The organism is uncultured Tateyamaria sp. (assembly GCF_947496075.1).
In the GTDB taxonomy this organism is placed as follows: domain Bacteria; phylum Pseudomonadota; class Alphaproteobacteria; order Rhodobacterales; family Rhodobacteraceae; genus Tateyamaria.
On the sequence record NZ_CANMBJ010000002.1, the window covers coordinates 485,750 to 504,881 of the forward strand.

18 protein-coding genes are annotated in these 19,132 nt (G+C 60.5%); 9 read left to right on the forward strand and 9 right to left on the reverse strand.

What is annotated here, in order from left to right:
* Positions 1–89: 89 nt before the first annotated feature.
* From proS to Q1A51_RS06285, 6 genes are all read left to right on the forward strand, one after another.
* A complete protein-coding gene (proS, locus tag Q1A51_RS06260) occupies positions 90–1,427 on the forward strand; it encodes a proline--tRNA ligase (RefSeq protein WP_299598649.1) in 1,338 nt (445 codons plus the stop codon).
* Positions 1,428–1,458: 31 nt separating this feature from the next.
* Positions 1,459–2,445: a serine hydrolase domain-containing protein gene (locus tag Q1A51_RS06265; RefSeq protein ID WP_299598646.1), complete on the forward strand. Its 987-nt coding sequence runs from the start codon at positions 1,459–1,461 to the stop codon at positions 2,443–2,445.
* The gene (locus Q1A51_RS06270) at positions 2,442–2,945 is read left to right on the forward strand and encodes a DUF2937 family protein (protein ID WP_299598644.1); all 504 of its coding nucleotides are present in this window, start codon (positions 2,442–2,444) and stop codon (positions 2,943–2,945) included. The genes Q1A51_RS06265 and Q1A51_RS06270 overlap by 4 nt, the downstream gene beginning before the upstream one ends.
* Positions 2,946–2,997: 52 nt before the next feature.
* Positions 2,998–4,284 carry an ABC transporter permease gene (locus Q1A51_RS06275; RefSeq protein WP_299598641.1) on the forward strand — a complete coding sequence of 429 codons (1,287 nt, stop codon included), beginning with the start codon at positions 2,998–3,000 and terminating at the stop codon, positions 4,282–4,284.
* Complete coding sequence (locus Q1A51_RS06280; RefSeq protein WP_299598639.1) at positions 4,277–4,963, forward strand: ABC transporter ATP-binding protein; 687 nt, start codon at positions 4,277–4,279, stop codon at positions 4,961–4,963. The genes Q1A51_RS06275 and Q1A51_RS06280 overlap by 8 nt, the downstream gene beginning before the upstream one ends.
* Before the next feature lie 139 nt (positions 4,964–5,102).
* Complete coding sequence (locus tag Q1A51_RS06285) at positions 5,103–6,089, forward strand: Ldh family oxidoreductase (RefSeq protein ID WP_299598636.1); 987 nt, start codon at positions 5,103–5,105, stop codon at positions 6,087–6,089.
* A gap of 1 nt (position 6,090) precedes the next feature.
* Here the strand turns inward: Q1A51_RS06285 and Q1A51_RS06290 are convergent, their stop codons facing one another.
* From Q1A51_RS06290 to Q1A51_RS06320, 7 genes are all read right to left on the reverse strand, one after another.
* On the reverse strand, positions 6,091–6,525 hold the full coding sequence (locus Q1A51_RS06290) for a DMT family transporter (protein ID WP_299598634.1): 435 nt from the start codon (positions 6,523–6,525) through the stop codon (positions 6,091–6,093).
* A 28-nt stretch (positions 6,526–6,553) separates the two neighbouring features.
* Positions 6,554–7,234 (reverse strand): hypothetical protein, encoded by a 681-nt coding sequence (locus Q1A51_RS06295; protein WP_299598631.1) that lies wholly within the window; start codon positions 7,232–7,234, stop codon positions 6,554–6,556.
* Positions 7,235–8,204: 970 nt separating this feature from the next.
* Entirely contained in the window at positions 8,205–8,747 is a 543-nt protein-coding gene (locus Q1A51_RS06300) for a hypothetical protein (protein WP_299598628.1), read from the reverse strand.
* Positions 8,740–10,695: a DNA topoisomerase IV subunit B gene (locus tag Q1A51_RS06305; protein ID WP_299598625.1), complete on the reverse strand. Its 1,956-nt coding sequence runs from the start codon at positions 10,693–10,695 to the stop codon at positions 8,740–8,742. Before Q1A51_RS06305 ends, Q1A51_RS06300 begins: the two co-directional genes overlap by 8 nt.
* 64 nt (positions 10,696–10,759) lie before the next feature.
* Entirely contained in the window at positions 10,760–11,419 is a 660-nt protein-coding gene (locus Q1A51_RS06310) for a hypothetical protein (RefSeq protein ID WP_299598622.1), read from the reverse strand.
* Between the two features lie 63 nt (positions 11,420–11,482).
* Complete coding sequence (locus Q1A51_RS06315) at positions 11,483–12,346, reverse strand: alpha/beta hydrolase (RefSeq protein WP_299598620.1); 864 nt, start codon at positions 12,344–12,346, stop codon at positions 11,483–11,485.
* Complete coding sequence (locus Q1A51_RS06320; protein ID WP_299207253.1) at positions 12,346–13,635, reverse strand: alpha/beta fold hydrolase; 1,290 nt, start codon at positions 13,633–13,635, stop codon at positions 12,346–12,348. Before Q1A51_RS06320 ends, Q1A51_RS06315 begins: the two co-directional genes overlap by 1 nt.
* 171 nt (positions 13,636–13,806) lie before the next feature.
* Here Q1A51_RS06320 and Q1A51_RS06325 point away from each other — a divergent pair, with 171 nt between their 5' ends.
* From Q1A51_RS06325 to Q1A51_RS06335, 3 genes are all read left to right on the forward strand, one after another.
* The gene (locus Q1A51_RS06325; protein ID WP_299207255.1) at positions 13,807–14,442 is read left to right on the forward strand and encodes a DUF1007 family protein; all 636 of its coding nucleotides are present in this window, start codon (positions 13,807–13,809) and stop codon (positions 14,440–14,442) included.
* The gene (locus tag Q1A51_RS06330) at positions 14,430–15,314 is read left to right on the forward strand and encodes a hypothetical protein (RefSeq protein WP_299598616.1); all 885 of its coding nucleotides are present in this window, start codon (positions 14,430–14,432) and stop codon (positions 15,312–15,314) included. Before Q1A51_RS06325 ends, Q1A51_RS06330 begins: the two co-directional genes overlap by 13 nt.
* A 76-nt stretch (positions 15,315–15,390) precedes the next feature.
* Positions 15,391–16,779, forward strand: a complete 1,389-nt coding sequence (locus Q1A51_RS06335) for an MATE family efflux transporter (protein ID WP_299598613.1) — start codon at positions 15,391–15,393, stop codon at positions 16,777–16,779.
* 51 nt (positions 16,780–16,830) lie between these two features.
* On the opposite strand, the gene Q1A51_RS06340 is transcribed toward Q1A51_RS06335, so the two are convergent.
* Entirely contained in the window at positions 16,831–18,543 is a 1,713-nt protein-coding gene (locus Q1A51_RS06340) for a calcium-binding protein (RefSeq protein ID WP_299598611.1), read from the reverse strand.
* Positions 18,544–18,709: 166 nt separating this feature from the next.
* Positions 18,710–19,120, reverse strand: a complete 411-nt coding sequence (locus Q1A51_RS06345) for a hypothetical protein (RefSeq protein ID WP_299598608.1) — start codon at positions 19,118–19,120, stop codon at positions 18,710–18,712.
* Between the last annotated feature and the right edge of the window lie 12 nt (positions 19,121–19,132).

Below are 19,132 nucleotides of genomic sequence, written 5' to 3' on the forward strand. Positions count from 1 at the left end.
GTCAGGATTTTCCCAAACGGTCCAAGGGGCCGTTGCGGGTGTGCCGCCTTTGTCCTAATCAGGTCGAAATCTTGTGAGGGAGCGCGCATATGCGTTTGAGCCGTTATTTTCTGCCCGTGCTGAAGGAAAACCCCAGCGAGGCGCAGATCGTCAGCCACCGCCTGATGCTGCGCGCAGGGATGATCAAGCAATCAAGCGCAGGTATCTATTCCTGGCTGCCTATGGGCTTCAAGGTGCTGCGCAAGCTGGAAAACATCGTGCACGAGGAACAAGTGCGCGCGGGTCACATCCCCATGCTGATGCCCACGCTGCAATCGGCGGATCTGTGGCGCGAAAGCGGACGGTATGATGACTACGGTCAGGAAATGCTGCGCATCAAGGACCGGCACGACCGCGACATGCTCTATGGTCCCACGAACGAAGAGCTGATCACAGACATCTTCCGCTCGCATATCGGCAGCTACAAAGACCTGCCGCTGACGCTCTACCACATCCAGTGGAAGTTCCGCGACGAGATCCGCCCGCGTTTCGGCGTGATGCGGGGTCGCGAGTTCTTTATGAAAGACGGCTACAACTTCGACCTGACGAAAGAGGATGCGCTGCACGCCTATAACCGTCACTTGGTCACATACCTGCGCACCTATGAACGCATGGGCCTGCAAGCCATACCCATGCGCGCAGACAGCGGCCCCATCGGCGGTGACAACACGCATGAGTTCCTTGTTCTGGCTGATACGGGCGAGAGTGAGGTCTTTTATGACAGCGCTGTCACTGACCTGACCTTTGGTGATCGAGAGATCGACTATGACAGCGTGGAACAGTGCCAATCGGTGCTGGAGGAGTTCACCTCGAAATACGCGCGCACGGACGAAACCCATGACGAAGCGCTGTTCAATGCAATCCCCGAAGACCGCCGACGCGTGGCACGGGGCATCGAGGTTGGGCAGATCTTCTACTTCGGCACCAAGTATTCCGAAGCAATGAATGCGGTTGTTCAAGGCCCGGATGGCAAGCAGGTACCGGTGCATATGGGCAGCCATGGAATTGGTGTGAGCCGCTTGGTGGGCGCCATCATCGAAGCCAGCCATGATGACAACGGCATCATCTGGCCCGAAGGCGTGACGCCCTATCACTGCGGGATTGTGAACCTGAAACAGGGTGACGCTGAAGCGGACGCTGCCTGTGATGCGTTGTATGCAAGCCTGACGGCACTGGGGCTTGAGCCGCTCTATGATGACCGGAATGAGCGGGCAGGCGGCAAGTTTGCCACCATGGACCTGATCGGTCTGCCGTGGCGGATCACTGTTGGGCCGCGTGGTCTCAAGAACGGCGTGGTCGAGTTGACCTCGCGGCGGACCGGCGAAAGCGAAGAGTTGCCGCCAGAAGAAGCCGTGAAGAAAGTGGCGGAGATTTACGCGGGGTTGTGATAACCTGATGCAAATGCAGGCTCTTTTCAGGTTGGTCTTATATGCGGCGCTGCTGGCACTGCCCACGCTTGCCAGCAGCGATGACGCCACACCCGCTTCCGTTCACCGCAAACTTGAGTCCGCCTTTGCAGACTGGCTGACCGCGCAGGGTACGTCCGGCATGATGGCATCTGGCGTGGTCGGGGCAGACGGCACCTGGAACGTCGATCTGTACAACGACACTGCTGACGGCGTGATCCGTTCGGGCGACTTGGCAAGCGTATCCAAGTCCATAACTGCCATATGCGTTATGCATCTGGTGGATGAGGGACGTCTGGAATGGTCCGACTCCCTGCGGGATTTCGTCAGTCCCGCGCCGGATGTGACGGTGGCAGAGTTGCTCACGCACACGTCGGGCCTGGCTCCTGATGTTACCCAATTGGCCATGCTCGGGTGGCTTGGTCAGACCGCGGCGCAGAATGGCCATTTCAGCGCGCAAGTTTTGGATTTGGTGAATGCCCGGCCCACGCAGACCGGAACCCGTGGCGCATACGAATACAACAACGAGAACTACGCGCTGCTGGGGCTGGTGATCGAAGGCGTCACGGGCATGTCCTATTTCGACGCGTGTCGCGACCTGTTGGGCTTGCCCGCAAGCATTCAACCCGGAGACCGTGCCGGCGTGTTCCAGCCTTGGGGTGGTCTGGCGTCGGACCCCAACGGATACCTGACATTCCTCCAGACGCATTTCGGACCGGGCAGCCGCGTTGCCAACGATCCCTTTGCCCTGCCACATGTCGCGCTGGGCGGCGGTGCCTATTACGGCATGGGCATGGTGTTCCGGCCCTTCCAGGATGGTCACAACTTCTGGCACTTTGGGGCTTTGTGCTTTCCCGGACGTCTCAACATCGGCAGCTTTGCCGTCATTTGGGAGGGTAAGGTCAGCGTGATCGCTCTCTATGACGCCTGTTTGGACGGGGACGCCATGGGGAGCTTGGACATGGCGCTCAGTGCCGCTGTCTATGGCAAGCGTCCATGATCCTGCGCGTGCTTGTGCTGGCGGGCGGCGTAGTAGGCGGTACGCTCGCGTCGCAATTGCCCGAGTTTTCACAGCAATACCGCCAACGTCTTGGCGGAGCAGTGGATGCACTGGCCCAAGTGGTGGCAGATTTCGATGCCTCTGCCCAAGCCGAGGGACTGACCCGAACGGCGGCGCTTGCACAGATGCATGGCACCGCGTTTCTGGATCGCCGTAGGGCGGACATGACCCGCACATTTGCGCGCTATGACCAACTGCGGTCGGATTTGGTTGTGCTGAACGGGGCCGGACCTTTGTTGCGCACCTATCATGTGGCCCGATCAACAGATACCGAAGTAGCCACGGCTGCCCTGTCCAGTTTCGAACCTGCGGTGCCGTTGACGGCGGCCGGGGGGATCTTTGCTGCAACCGGCCTTCTCACCGGACTCGTGACCGTTTGGGCGGCGCTCAAGCTCTTGCTGTGGCCCTTCGGACGGCGGCAACCTGCGCGCGGGACTTGACCTTGGGGGCGGACCCCGCCACATCTCGTCCCAACCCGAGCAGGAGCCGTAAATGGCCAAACCCACAGCCCCCTTTGCCCCATTCGAGTGGATGATCGCCTGGCGCTACCTGCGTGCCCGGCGCGCCGAAGGCGGGGTCAGCACCATGACTTGGATCAGCCTGATCGGCATCACGCTCGCCGTCTTTGCGCTTGTTGCGACCCTTGCGGTGCGCGCGGGCCTGCGCGCAGATTTCGTGGATGCGATGCTGGGCGGAAACGCCCATATCGAACTGCGCTATGTCGCTGTACAAGAAGACGGGCGTGCGCCGGATACAACGATCCCCAACTATAGTGACATCCTGCCCGGCATCGAGGCGCTGCAAGGTGTCGACGATGTGGCGCCGCTGGTCCGCGCGCAGGTCATGGGCAGCTTTCGGGGCAGCAATGCGCCGGCGGATGTCTATGGGATCAGCCGCGCTGACCTGCTCGAATACCCGCTTGTGGCAAATGCGGAAGGACAACAGGGCACGCTCGACCGCTTTGACGAAGGGGTGGCCGTCGGGTCGCAGCTTGCCGCACAGCTGCGCATAGGCATCGGCGACCGTGTCAAACTGATCTCGCCTGACGGTGCGCGGACCGCGCTTGGCATCACGCCGCGCATTTCGGCGTATGAGGTTGTCTACATCTTTTCGACCGGGCAGCCCTTCATGGACCAGTCGCGTATGTACCTGCCGCTGGCCGAGGCACAGAGCTTTTTCAATCGGGAAGGTGTGGTGGACCAGATCGACCTGCGCCTTGCTGAGCCGGAAAACCTGACACCTGTAGTGGATGCCTTGCGTGAGGTGGCCGGTGACCGCGCCTACAGCTGGACCTGGCAGGACCGCTTTGGCGGGATGCTGCGCGCGCTTGAACTGCAGAACAACGCGATCTTCATCGTGCTTGCCATCGTCGTGCTGATTGCCGCGCTCAACATCGTCTCGGGCCTGATCATGCTGGTCAAGAACAAGGGGCGCGACATCGGTATTCTGCGCACAATGGGGCTAAGCCAGGGATCAATCCTGCGTATCTTCTTTCTGTGTGGGGCATGGGTCGGCACGGTTGGCACGGTGCTGGGTATCGCGCTGGGGGCACTCTTTTCTGCCAACATCGAACATGTCTACCGCTTGGTGAACATGTTGACCGGCAATGGGGTCACAGATCTGGAAGGCCGGGGGTTCATCTTTCCCTCTGCGGTTCTATCGGCGGGTGATGTGCTGTCAGCAGCGGTGCTGAGCCTGACGCTGAGCTGGCTTGTGACGCTGTTCCCGGCGCGGCGTGCCGCCCGCATGAACCCGGTCGAGGCGTTGCGTTATGAGTGATCAAGTCCTGTCGCTGAACGGTATCACCAAGACCTACAATGCTGGCCTTCCGGGTCAGGTCGATGTCTTGCGCGGTGTGGACCTTGATCTGCAGCGAGGCGAAGTGGTTGCCCTTGTCGCCCCCTCGGGGGCCGGGAAATCCACACTGCTGCACATCGCGGGCATGCTGGACACGCCCGATACCGGTACTGTGACTCTGAACGGCCAGAACATGACCGGGCAATCGGACCGGCGCAGAACGCTGGCCCGGCGGGCCGAGGTCGGGTTCATCTACCAGTTCCACCATCTGCTGCCTGAATTCTCGGCCATTGAAAACATCACGTTGCCCCAATTGGCGGCGGGAACGTCCAGAACGGATGCAGAGGTGCGCGCGTTGTCGCTGTTGGACAAGGTCGGCATCGCCGAGCGCGCCACGCACCGTCCGGCCGAGTTGTCCGGGGGCGAACAACAGCGCGTTGCGTTTTGCCGGGCGCTTGCCAATGGTCCGGCCCTGCTGCTGGCGGATGAACCCACGGGCAACCTTGATCCGGCCACATCGGATCAGGTCTTTGATGCGCTGATGACGCTGGTGCGGGACACGGGGCTGTCTGCCTTGATCGCAACGCACAATCTGGAATTGGCCTCACGTATGGACCGCACGGTTCGGCTGGACGCCGGGCACTTGGCTACGCCATCATGACCGTGTTTCTCTAAACAGCGACCAATTGTTTCTTTTCAAAACGGTTTCAGAAAGCCGGAATGAAAACCGTAGCTTGACGGCTGCGTTCGGGTTTGCTCTGTCTTGATCCCGCGGCAATGACCGTGGGGGAAAAAGAAAGATGCCGGGAGTTTCGACGGCAGAGATTGAGCGCACCGTGCAAGCGGCACTGGTGGCGCATGGCGCCGGGGCCTTTCCGGCGGCAGAGGTGGCACGTGCTGTTGCACAAGCCGAAGCGGCAGGGAACCGGATCTGTGGCCTCTATTATTTGGAGAGCTATTGCCAGCAATTGCGCACCGGGCGCGTCAAAGGCGACGTCGTGCCAGTGGTGAGTGCACCGCGCCCGGCCGCCATCTACGTTGACGCACTGATGGGATTTGCCCAACCCGCTTTTGCATACGGGTTGGCCCCTGCGCTGGACGCAGCGCGCCAATTCGGGATTGCGAGCCTTGCGGTCGGCCATGCCCACACCTGCACCGCGCTGGGATACTTCACCGAACAGATCGCCCGCGCCGGATTTATCGGCTTGGGCATGACAAATGCCTCCCCCATCGTGGCACCGCCCGGGGGCAAGACGCGCATGATCGGGACCAACCCGATTGCCTTTTCTGTACCGGACGGGCAGGGCGGCCTGGCCATGCAGTTCGATCAATCGACCACAACGGTTGCCCTGGGCAAGATCACCATGGCCAAGGCCGCCGGTGAGGCCATTCCCGAGGGATGGGCCGTCGATGCGGATGGCAATCCTACGACCGACCCTGAGGCTGCACTGGCCGGTTCGCTTGTGTCGACCGGCGGATACAAAGGTTGGGGGTTTGGGCTGATGGCTGAACTGCTGACTGCCGGTCTGACGGGTGGTGTGCTCAGCCGGGATGTGAAGCCGCTTAAAGCGCCCGAAGGGCCACCGCATGATCTTGGGCAGTACTACATCCTGATCGATCCCAGCACATCGGGCGCCTTTATGGACCGCCTTGCGCAGCTCGAAGGGCTTCTCGCCGAAGACAGCGCCGGTCGTCTGCCCGGCCAGAACCGCGTTTTGGCTGATCCCGTGGACGTGGATCCGGTCGCATGGGCCCAAGCGCAAGAACTGGCTGGTATCACGGACTGAATCAGGCGAGCTGGGTCAACCAGACGCCCAGGGCCATAAGGGCGATGCCCCCCATGCGGGCCATGCCAAGGGACGTCGCCTGCGCGCCAAACAACCCGAAATGGTCAATCGCCGCGGCTGAGATCAATTGGCCCAGCAGCACGAAGAATACGGCGTTCCCAATGCCAAAATGTGGGGCGATGTAGGTAATGCTAAGCACGTAGAAGGCGATCAGAACACCCGCTAGAAAGAGGTGTTTTGGCGCCGTGGACAACTTGGACAGCCCCTGCGCGCCCGTCAGGACGAACACGACCGCTGCCGTCCCGAAGGCGATGACAAACAGAACCGTTGCGGCGGCCGCCGGACTGCCCAATCGCGTGCCAAGCGCAGCATTCAGCGCAGCCAAGACTGGGATGCCGATACCGGCCAGCAGCATGATCACGGCATATTGGGCCATTCCGGCACCTCCATCTTTCTGATTTGGATTACGCACAAATCCCGTTCACCTGCACGCCATCCCAAGGCAAGCGCACGTCATGTTGCCGGGATTGCGGCAGGGGGGAGACGGGCATCGCTTGTGAGATCAGGGCGTGCAGGCGCTGTGTCCGCCCGCCTTGAGGGTCCAGCGCCCGGCAGCATACGAATTCCTCGACAATGGACCCTTGCTGTTCAAATCCAAAGTCGAGGAACTTCCGCTCCGCCGACACGTCAAAGAGGTAGGGATCGTCACTGAACCGATGCTCGCGCGCGGCCTTGAGAGGGGAGTATCCAGTGATCTCCCGGTTCTGCCACTGCCACACATGGGTCAACTCATGGGCCAACAGCATGGCTGCGATCAGGTTGATCTCTTGCGGATAGGCGGGGACGTAATCGTCCAGATACCAGTCCTTGTCGAACAGAACGTTCTGCCACAGGGCAACAGCCGCCGGTTTTGCGGTGATCGTGTCGCTGGTCGGGGGCGGTAGGATACGCTCACGGCAGGTGGTCCGGGGCCGGGCTTTGCGCTTGAACGTAACGGCGCGGGTCGGCGCCCCGTCAATCAGGCGCACCCGCTGATGGTTCAGCTGATCGCCATGGATGCTGTCTGCGAAAGCACGTTCGGCATCGGTCAGCGTACGGCCACAGGCGGCCAGCAGGCTCAGGATCAGAAACAGGCGCAGGATCATGCCCGCAGTAGGGGGCAGAAAGGGGCCGGGATCAAGGCTTGAAACCACGCGATGCCTCGCGCCGCTGTCGCATCTCCGTGATCAGAGGTGATGGGGCAGGGGGTTTTTGTGTCAAACCTCCGCGCCCACCTCTTTCCTATCATCGCGGGGGCCTTCTCCGCGGATCGCACCGCAGGCCACCACTCACGTGTTCCCGGCCTGCCTGGAAAGGAGAGTAGTGATGGAAAAGGTTATCATTCCGACCGTGTTTGGCTTTGCCGCCATGATGAGCTTGTGGGTCATCGTCGGCGCCACGGTCTAAGACGTTCCTGCCCCCGGTGATCTGGACGTCCCGGGGGTGGATCAGCGCGGCGGAGGGCCCTTTTGGTTCCCCCTTTTAACAAGTCGGCCCTCCGCCGCCGTTACAACGCCCAGAAAGCGCCTTGGTTGAGTAAGCGCTCGTTAACCCGACCCGAGGCATATCAAGGAGGAAGCGGATCGAGATGTATCCCGCTTCGCGTATCGAGTGGTGGCGGAGGCGAAAGCCTCCGCTTTTTCCCAGCGCCCGCACAGCGGGCGCGTCGCCCGGCAGGCTCTTTTCGAAGAAAAGATGCCGAGAGGAGCCGGGTTTATGGATTCGTCACGTCGTCCAGCAGAGCATCGTTCTGTGAAGCACAATAGGATTGCCCCACGCGGCCGTCCGAACAGCGCACCAAAGGGCGGAATCAAGCCGCAGGCGCCGCCCCATCCATGCGCCTGCAAGGCAGGCGCGTAGACCGGCAGCGTATTGCGTAGCAATGCGCGAGAGGGGCCGGGCCGCCCCCCGGCACGGCGATATGGTTGGCGTATGCGCGTCGTTCAGATCGAAGATGTACGTGGCAGTCATAACGCACTGCTGCGGAGAGGTCAGATCACCGCTCCGCGGCACGTCGATGAGGTGGCCTACCCCTTTGTCGAATTCGCCGTTGTTGAAATGTGCTTCTCAACTCATCTATTTGTCGTTCAACTCGTCCAGTATCTCTTTAACGGGAACCTTGTATGCCGAGTTCTGACTCATACTATTGGCGTAACCCAGCTTCTCCGCGGCCTTATGCAGAAAAGACATATTGATTTGTCCTTGGCGCAGCGCTTCATCAACCTCGTCATCGGTCATACTGTCGATGCGGCGGGCGATTTCTTCCATAAACGTGTCGCTGTTTCGGATCGCAAGCAAGGTTGGCAATATGCGATCAGAATCGCGGCGCTGGGTCAGCCATTCCAGCTGTTCGATTGAACGCATTCCGTCCATGAATTTGCAAAATCGCAAGCGCGCTGCAATGAGGTAGCGGGGACTGCCATCAGGAACTTTAAGGCTTTCGATGGATGCGTGGATGTGCCGATCAAGATTGCGCAGGTCATGTTTGAAGCGCTTGAATGACATAAAAAGTCTATAGCGGTGGGTGATGTACTGAACCAGAATCGTGGCCAGTGTGCCAAAGGCCGCACCAACCAGCGCGGGCCTTAGATCCGAGGCGATGCCCAGTGCCTCAAACATCCAACTCCTCCACAAACCGCGCATTCTCCTGAATATACTGAAACCGCATCTCCGGCTTCTTGCCCATCAGGCGCTCCACAAGGTCTCCGGTCTCGCCCGGTTCATCCTCGTCAATCGACACGCGGATCAGCTTGCGCGTCGCGGGGTTCATGGTGGTGTCTTTCAGGTCCTTCGCGTCCATCTCGCCCAGACCTTTGAAGCGGGACACGTCGATCTTGCCCTTGCCGCCCAGACCGCTCTCCATCAGCGTGTTTTTCTCAACCTCGTCCAGGCAATAGACCCGTTTGGCTCCTTGGGTCAGCCGGAACAGGGGCGGGCAGGCCAGATACAGGTGACCGGCATCGATCATGGGCCGCATCTGGGTGTAGAAGAACGTCATCAGCAGCGCCGCGATATGCGCGCCATCGACATCCGCATCCGTCATTATGATGACCTTGTCGTAGCGCAGATCATCGATGTTGAACTTGGCCCCAAGGCTCACGCCAAGCGCCTGCGTCAGGTCCGAAATCTCGGCATTCGAGCCCAGCTTGGACGAAGCCGCGCCCAGCACGTTCAGGATTTTGCCGCGCAGGGGCAGCAGGGCCTGGGTCTTGCGGTCCCGCGCCATCTTGGCCGACCCGCCAGCCGAGTCGCCCTCGACAATGAACAATTCCGTGCCATCGCGTGTTGATGAAGAGCAGTCCACCAATTTGCCGGGAAGCCGAAGTTTCTTAGTGGCGGATTTGCGTTGTGTTTCTTTCTCGGCCCTCCTGCGCAGCCGTTCCTCGGCGCGCAGGACCAGAAAATCAAGGATGGCGCCGGCGGATTTCGTGTCGGCGGCCAGCCAGTTGTCAAAATGGTCGCGGACCGAGTTTTCGACCATCCGTTGTGCCTCGACCGTGGCAAGGCGGTCCTTGGTTTGTCCCACGAACTCAGGTTCGCGGATAAAGCAGGACACCAGCGCGCCCGCGCCTGTGATCAGGTCCTCGCGCGTGATTGTGTTGGCTTTCTTGTTGTTCACCAGCTCGCCATAGGCCTTGATCCCCTTCAGGATCGCAGCCCAGAACCCGGCTTCGTGCGTACCGCCCTCGGGCGTGGGCACGGTGTTACAGTAGGATTGGATGAAACCGTCGCGGCTGGGCGTCCAGTTGATCGCCCATTCGACCTTGCCCGGCACCTTGAACTTCTCAAAGGACACCGACCCGGCAAAAGGGGCGTCGGAATAGGTGGTGGCCCCACCCAACGCTTCGGTCAAATAGTCGGACAGCCCGCCGGGAAAGTGGAATGTCGCCTCTTGCGGCGTGTCGCCATCGGCGATCGCCGACTTCCAGCGGATTTCCACGCCTGAGAACAGGTAGGCCTTGGACCGCGCCATCTTGAACAGGCGGGCGGGTTTCAGTTTCAGCGACCCAAAGATTTCCGGATCGGGATGGAAGGTAACGGACGTGCCGCGCCGATTGGGGGCGGCACCGATCTTTGCCAATGGCGCTTGTGGGGCGCCCCTGGAAAACTCCATGGCAAACAGCTCGCGATTGCGCGCCACTTCAACGCGCAGATGGTCGGACAGGGCGTTGACGACGGAGGACCCGACCCCATGCAGACCACCCGATGTCTCGTAACTGTCGCCCGAGAATTTGCCGCCCGCGTTTAGCGTGCAAAAAATGATTTCCAACGCGCTTTTGGACGGGTCCTTGGGATGCGGATCGGTTGGAATGCCGCGGCCGTTGTCACGCACGGACACATGGCCGTTTTCGTGCAGCTCCACCTCGATCCACGTGGCGTGTCCGGCGACCGCCTCGTCCATCGAGTTGTCGATGATCTCGGCCACCATGTGGTGCAGTGCGCGGTCGTCCTTGCCCCCGATATACATGCCTGGGCGCAGGCGCACGTGCTCCATATCCTCCAGCACCTGAATGGAGGAGGCATCGTAGTCAGAAGGCCCACTGGCCCCGGCAAGAAGATCGGACATGGCTGCTGCTCTTTGTTGGTTGCAGCGCACTATGCCAGAGCCGGTCAGACGGGGGAAGAGCGTATCAACCCGGCCAGTGTGCCCGTAGATGCCCCGACGTCTGCTGTTCGTCGATAACCTTACGGTAGTGCTTCATACTGTGATCCGGGCCAAAGACGGACCGGCGTGCGCGGGCCTTATGCACGTGCCCCATATGGTGAAACGACCCCGGCAGATCGCACACGGCGTCATCGTCGCGGTTGATGCACAGGCACAGGTTCGAATGCTTGATGGCACCGGGGCTGCGGCGCGGGCGTGGGGCGGCGAACCCGATACCGGGCACACCATAGGTGCGCACAAGGATTTGTGTCGCAGCCGCCCCAAGCGAATGACCGATGATGTATTTCGGGCGGTGGTTCTTCTTTTGCAGCCAGTCAAAGATCCCCTTGGCATGGGCCAGAAATCCCTGATGCCACACGGTGCCGGACGCGCCCTTTTCCGTGTCATCATCCGCCAGCCGGTATCGCTTGCCGCCGATGTTCAGAACGCGCAGGTTGTACTTGAGGTAATCCATCACAGAATTCGATCCGGGGATCAGCAGAATGTCTCCTTTGAGGAAGATCGCCTGAACGTCATTTTCGTCCAGACCGTCCCGCCACGCGTTGGCCAATGAGGCATTGCTTCTGCCCGCGTAAGAGGCTTCGGCCATCTGCGCGGCCAGCTTGATATCGTATCTATGGCTCATGAAAATATCTCCGTGCTTTGAAATGCGACAACTATGACGCGCTCAAAGCCACTTGGGAAGACATCAGCCAAGCCAGTTGTTCATGATCTCCACAATGGCATCGGGCTGCTGGTGCAGCAACCAGTGGTCGGCATCCGAAACATGCGCACGGGTCAGTGACGGCGCAAAATCCTCCAAGCCTTCCGTCGAAACAGGTAACAACGCCGTGTCGCCATCGGCCCAGATCAGCAAATGCGGACAGCCCACCTGCAACCGATCCAAGGGAAGGTCGGGCATTTCTACGGGCACGCCGGGGTCAGCCACGATCAGAGGCGAGGCGCGGTACCAGTTGATCATGCCGCGCAGCCCCGATTGTCGCCACACGGCCTTGTAAGCGTTCAGCCGGTCGCCTGCGAGCCAGCTCATGTCCATCTTGGCCGAGAACAGCTTGAGAAGCTTCCCGAAATCATCTGCGGCAAGCGTATCCTCGGACCCCTCGCTGCGCAGGAAGTTGATGTACTGGGATGCCTCGGATTGTGCTCCACCCGCCGCCATCTCGCGCTGAAAGGGGACCGGGTGCACACCGTTGGCAATGATCAGGTGCGACACCAGTTCGGGTCGGAACATGGCCAGGCCATAGGCGACAGAGGCGCCCCAGTCATGGCCCATGACAATCACGGGACCGCGATCGGCGATAAGGTGCACCATGTCACCAACCAGTTTCGACGTCGCATATTCGCCGACATCGTCGGGCGCATAGCTCGCACCGTACCCACGCTGGTCGGGGGCGACGCAATAATAGCGGTCAGACAGACGTGTCGCGATCTCATCCCACGCGCCGCCATATTCGGGAAACCCATGCAGCATCAAAATCATCGGATGCGCCGAGTCCCCCCATGTCCTCACCGTGAACGTGTGCCCGCCAAGTTCGCGTGTGGTGACGTCCATCACTGACCCTTTGGCAGCGTTTCGAACCGCAGACCCTTGGCCGTGCGCGGCGCAAATCCCTGCCAATAGGTGTGATCCTCGGTCGGGTTGCCCGCATCATCAAGGTCAACCAGCCCGTTGCGGGAATCGGGCACCAGCTCAAGATACTCGGCCTTGGCCGCATCACCCTTGAGGTGCAGATCGAAGAACACCGTGGCGAAGTGCTGGGCGATGTTATTCATTCGCGTCGTATCCCACACCGCATCGGCATAGTGCTCGAAGGGAAGGAAATCGAGACCCTCAACAGGCTCCCAGCTTTCTATGGGGGCCGGGATCGGGGCCGCGGCGTTGTGATTGGCATAGTCAAACGTCAACAGATGACGATCCGCGCCCACCGCGCCGGTAAACAGCTCACGCATGGCGTCATAGACGGAAACATCGTCATCCCCGCCTGCCATGAACATCGTGGGCACGCGCAGGCCAGCCGTCCCGCTTGTATCCCAGAACCCCGCGTTGTTGCCCCAAGGCCCAATGGCGATGATCGCTTTGACGCGGTCATCCATCAGGGCCTCGTGACTGTCGGACATGGCCAGATGCGCCTCCAGCAGATCATTCGGCGCCCCCCAGCTGAACTCGGTCGAGGCTTGGGTGACACCCGCACCCCCAAAGATCAACGCACCATAGCCACCCATGGAATAGCCCACGACGCCTGTATGATCGGCATCAATGATGTCGCCCAACGGCCCCTGCAATTCAGCCATGTGATCCAGCACAAAGGCTTGGTCCAACGGGCGGTTGTACAGGGTCGATCCAAAGGCGGCTTGGTCGGAATAGGTGCTGTCCGTGTGATCAATCGACACAGTGACATACCCCTTGGATGCAAGGTTTTCGCCCAAATGGCTCATCAGGAAACGGTTCCCGGGATACCCATGGCTGATGATCACCAGGGGAAAACGGGCGCCGCTTGCAGGTTGTGCATCTCGCGCGGCGCGACCGTTCAACGTGACCTCGGTTGCTCCGTCACGCAGGATGGCGGTGTATGTGCCGCCTTGCTCTGTCCCCTCCGCTGCCGGATACCAGACTTCCAGTGTCAGGGGGCGATCATAGGTGGGCATGGTCTTGCCCTTAACATTCACGACATCGATGCTGTCGGGAATTGTCACGTCAAGGGTTTGCACACCGATTGGGAAGGCACCGTACTGCGCCAATGCAGGTGCGTCCGGGCGAATTTGATCAATCGAGTTCGCCCAAGCGCCAGCCGTGGTCAGGGTTGCGGCCAGCGCCGGACCTATTGCGCGTGAGAGAGTCATGGAGGCATCCTTTGGATAGATTCAACCTATGGTAATGCTTTTCCTACTGTGACAGAGCCACTCGCAGGTGCAAGTGGTGATCTGTGTCGCAATGCCTCTTCTCCGGGCGGGCTGTCGCGCAATATGCAAATCGGGGTTGAGGCGGCGCACCGCCTTGCCTAAATCTGGGCAATGTCATTTCGTCGATCTCTTGCCGTTGCCGCGGCTTTGGTCTTGTCCGCCAATGCGGCGTCGACCCATCCGCACGTGTTCGTCGATACCAAACTGAAAGTTGTGGTCAGTGCCGATGGCACTTTGGAAGGCGTCGAGGTGCATTGGACCTATGACGAGTTCTATTCTCTGCTTCTGATGGCAGATCTTGGACTGGATCCAGATGGTGATGCCGAACTCACGGATGCAGAGCTGGCCCGATTGAATGGTTTCGACCTGCAATGGATCGAAGGATTTGAAGGGGACAGCTACGCGACGCGCAACGGAACCTCCGTGGCGCTTGGAAAGCCGTCCGGACGGGGCGTCTCGGTCAGCGATGGGCGGATCACGTCCGCGCATTTTCGACCCGCCCGAGGTCCGGCCGAGGGGGTCATCCTCAAGGCATATGATCCGACATTCTACACGGCGTATCACTTGATCGGTCCGGTCGCCATGGATGGCCCGTGTACCGCAACAATCCAGCCCGCTGACCTTGATGCGGCGTATACGCTGGTGGAAGAGCTGTTGTACGCCACGCCAACGGCTCAGGCCGAAGAGTCTTATCCGGAAGTCGGTGAGTCCTTTGCTGACACGGTCACGCTGTCATGCGCGGGCTAAGGATCGGCGTTCTTCTGGCCTGTGCCGCAGCGCTTCTCTGGCTCTTTGGCTTTGGCGGCATGGCAGATATCGGTCAATGGGCCGCCGCCCAGCAGCGTGAAACGCAAACGGCGCTTGCGGGTGGTCTGCGCGCCGTCCGGGCAGGGGAGCCGGGCGCATGGTTTGCCCTGATGGGCGTTTGCGCAGCCTACGGTTTCTTTCATGCGGCCGGGCCGGGACATGGCAAGCTGGTAATCGGGGGCTACGGCGCTGCCGAGCAGGTGACCGCGTGGCGCTTGTCATGGCTGGCGGTGGCATCTTCCCTGGCGCAGGCGCTGATGGCGGTGCTGCTGGTGGCGCTCGGGGCATGGGTTCTGGGATGGGGCCGCAGCGAATTGACGGACGCGGCCGAAAAAGTGCTGGCCCCCGCCAGTTACATGGCGATTGCGCTCGTCGGGCTCTGGCTGATGGTGCGCGGCATGCGCCGTGCGCGCAGTGTCGTTGTGCATTCCATTGACGAGAATGGGCATTGCAGCAGTTGCGGTCACGCACATGGACCCAGCGTCGATCAGGCGGCTTCGGTGTCTTCATGGCGGGATGCGATTGCCATCATCGGCTCTATCGCCATACGGCCCTGCACCGGGGCCGTGTTCCTGTTGATCCTATGCTTTGGTCTCGGCATCCCGTGGGCAGGGGTCGCGGGGGCTTTGGTCATGGGGTTGGGGACGGCCAGCGTCACGGTCCTTGTGGCACTTGTCGCGGTCAGCGCACGGGAATCGGCGTTTTCGGGCTGGTCGGGTGCAGGCAGCATCCGCGCCATGGGTGTGATCGAGATCATGGCCGGCGCATTGATCGCACTCGTTGCGACAACGCTCGTTTGGCCGTTGCTCTAAGGGGGAAGGGCGGCATCCCGTCACCCGTGTGACGCTGGGGCTTTTCTTGCACAAAAAGCAGGCGTAAGGGTGGGACATGTCCACCCAAAAGATGTCATATGGCGCGCACGCGCGTGCAATCCTTGCCCTTGGCCTGCCGTTGATCGGTGGGCACCTCGGACAGATTGCAATCGGCGTGACCGACACGGTCATGTTGGGCTGGTACGGGGTCGAGGAACTCGCGGCCCAGGGCGTTGCAGGCAGCCTGTTTTTTGTTTTGTTCCTCATGGGCTCAGGCTTTGCCTGGGCCGTGATGCCCATGGTCGCATCGTTCCATGCCGAGCGGGACGAAACCAACTTGCGCCGTGCCACGCGCATGGGGCTGTGGTTGAGCTTGGGCTTTGCGGTGCTGGCCTTGCCGGTCATGGTCATGGCCGAAAGCGTGTTGCTGGCGCTGGGACAAACCGAACAGGTGGCGGCCCTCGGGGCCGAATACCTGAGCATCGCGGGCTGGGGGATCATTCCGGCCCTGCTCGTCATGACGTTCAAAAGCTATCTGGCCGCGCTCGAACGGACCCAGATTGTCCTTTGGATCACCCTGGCGGCTGCGCTGACCAACGCGTTGGCAAATTATGCGTTCATCTTCGGAAACTGGGGTGCCCCGGCATGGGGGATCGCAGGAGCGGCGGTGGCATCGCTGGTGACGCAATTCGTCATGGTGATCGGTGTTATCGGCTATGCGCTGATCGTGCTTCCCGAACACCAACTGCTCAAACGGCTCTGGCGTCCAGATTGGGAGATGTTGGGCAAAGTGTTTCGCCTTGGGCTGCCCATCGGTCTCACCAACCTCAGCGAGGTCGGGCTGTTCGCCGCCTCTGCTTTCATGATGGGTTGGCTCGGAACCATTCCGCTCGCCGCGCACAACATCGCCCTGCAGCTGGCATCCATCACCTTCATGGTGCATCTCGGGCTCAGCAATGTTGCAACGATCCGGGCGGGCAACGCCTATGGCCGCGGCGATCTGGACCACATGCTGCGCGGCGCCCGCACCGTCATCGTGATGAGCCTTGGAATGGCCGTTGCCACGATCGTCCTGTTCATCGCGCTGCCTGAACCGCTGATCTCACTGTTCATGAACCGTGATGAACCCGCGCGGAACCAGATTCTCGAAATCGGAGTGCTGCTGCTGGCCCTTGCTGCACTGTTCCAGCTGGTGGATGGGGCGCAGGTGATCGCGCTGGGCCTGTTGCGCGGAGTGCAGGATACAACGGTGCCCATGGTGCTTGCCGGGGTGTCTTATTGGCTGGTTGGGATGCCTGCCTCGTACATTCTTGGGTTCGTACTGGATTGGGGTGGTCCGGGCATCTGGCTGGGCCTTGTGCTTGGGCTGGCCTGCGCCGGCGTGGCGCTCATGCTGCGGTTCTGGACGGTGTCCGTGCCGCGACTGGGACGCATTACCGGACAGAGATCTGTCTCAGCCCAATGAAAAAGGACAGGGCGGTGAGCAAGCCCCGTTCCTCTCTCAATTCCACTGTGTCTAAAGAATGAAATCCGCCGCTTCGACCGCATTGACCCAGACCAATTCGATCATCTCGTCGACTGCGCCATCACCATCACTGTCGATCTGCACAAAATCGCCGTCAAACAGCACCTCGGCCCGTGTGCCCGAGAACGTGTTACCCTCAACGAATGTCAGACCCCCAAAGGCGGTCAGGTCGATCTTGTCGATGATGGAGGTAAAACCCCTGATCTCATCCATCGTGCCATCTGTCGTGCCGCTGTCGCCCGGGTTGAAGACAAATACATCGCGTGCCTCGACGTCTTCGTAGTCAAGGATCAGGTCAGCCCCGGCGCCTCCCGCGACGCGATCTGCTCCATCGCCGCCAGATACGGTGTCGTTGCCTGTGCCACCCGACAAAACATCGATCCCATCGCCGCCGTGCATGTCATCGTTGCCGCCGGACCCGATCAACCGGTCGTTCCCGTCGTTGCCGCGGATGCTGTCATCGCCGCCCTGACCGTAAATTGTGTCGTTACCTTCTCCGCCGTGCAGCGTGTCCTGCCCGGCTTCTCCTCTCAGCAGGTCATTGCCTTCATCGCCGCTGATAGAGTCATTGCCACCATTGCCGTTGATGTCGTCGTCGCCTTCGCCTCCGCGCAAGGTGTCGAAACCGCCTGCACCCCGCAACGCGTCATTTCCATCACCGCCAGTGACACTATCGTTCCCCGCGCCAGCCAGAACAGTGTCGTTGCCGCTGCCACCATGGGCATTGTCCGCGCCGCGGCCAGCGAACAGCACATCGTTGCCTTCATCGCCCCATAGGGTGTCGTTGCCGCCATCCGCACGCAGACTGTCATTGCCTATGTCGCCAGACAGCACGTCATTGCCTATGCCGGCCCAGATCGTGTCGTCACCTTCGTTGCCATACAAGCGATCATTACCCGCACCGCCGTTGACGAAATCATCGCCTTCACCGCCGCCAAGCCTGTCTTCGCCGTTTTGACCAAGCAGGGTGTCGTTGCCACCTTCACCCCACATCTCATCAAATCCGACCTGACCATTAAGATAGTCGTCGCCGTCACCACCGGCCGAGGTGTCGTTGCCACCGCCGCCAAACACCGTGTCATCGCCAGCCCCTGCCCAAATCTGGTCGTTTCCAGCGCCCGCGGTAAAAATTTCATGTGCCGCATCTGCCAAGGCAAAGCTGTAGTCGCCGGATCGCAGGGTTTCGGCGGCGTCCGTGCCGTACACCCGGCTTTCGCCGTTGACGAAATAATTCATCCACCCCGCAACATCGGTGACGCGCTCGTTCTCATTGCCGTCTTCATTTTCGAACCGGCCATCAACGATGTCGAAACCGAGGTGGTAGATCGCGTCAGCCACTGTATCGATGAAGTCGCGCCCCCGGAACTCCAAGGCACCGCCATCACCTTGAACAAGGTGAAACCCGGTTTCCTCGTTGCCCTCGTCGTCGCCGTGCCCCTCAATGAACGCCGCATAAAGGGCAGCGTTGTTCTGAATGTATGCGGACAGGATGTACAAATCTTCAGGTGTCAAAATGCCATCGGTATTGACGTCGGTGGCGGTCATCGCCGTTTCGAACACTTCGTTCATTTGACGCGCGGCGTCTGCGCCGCCTTGGATGTCCTCGGGATAAATGTTTACGATCAGGCCCGGTTCTGTCTCAACAAGCTCTGCAATGGTCTCCAGACCGTTGGGTGTGATCGGCGCGATGGGTGGCTGGGGCATTTGCATGTCTCCTGGCTGATTGATCGATCCAGCCAGTGCCGCCAAGCCGTTCCATTGCCTAGCATCACCTACACCGCCGCATATCGTCGGCGGAAAGTGATCAAATTTATCCTAAAAAATTACATAATTTCAGTGCCTATCCGCCGAGCGGATGCGACGGACTGTGTCAGCCTTTCGTCCCTTTCATCAGGCGGTCTGCCTTCTTGCGCACCAGTACGGATCTCAGATCGTGCATCGCCAGCAGCAGGGCGTCAGTCACGTCTTCCAACTGATCCTCTGTCGCGCGGCTTTGCGCCCAATGGGTGGTCAGGTTCAGGTAATCAATCGCGCGGTGAATGTCGTCAATGTCGCGATGGGCCAGCACCTGGGCCCGGTTTTTCATCCATGCCTCGATCCGCGCCAGGTCGTCGGACGACAGGGTGCGATCGCCATGGGGCTTGATCTCGCCATTGCGGATGTTGACCACCGCGATCTGGTCCATCTCAATCCGGCGTTGCCGGTTCTCGGTATCCACCCGAAACACCGCCGCTCCGTTCTCGCGTACACGGAAGTAATAGTCAGGAAGCTCCGCGCCCATATGCCAACCCTC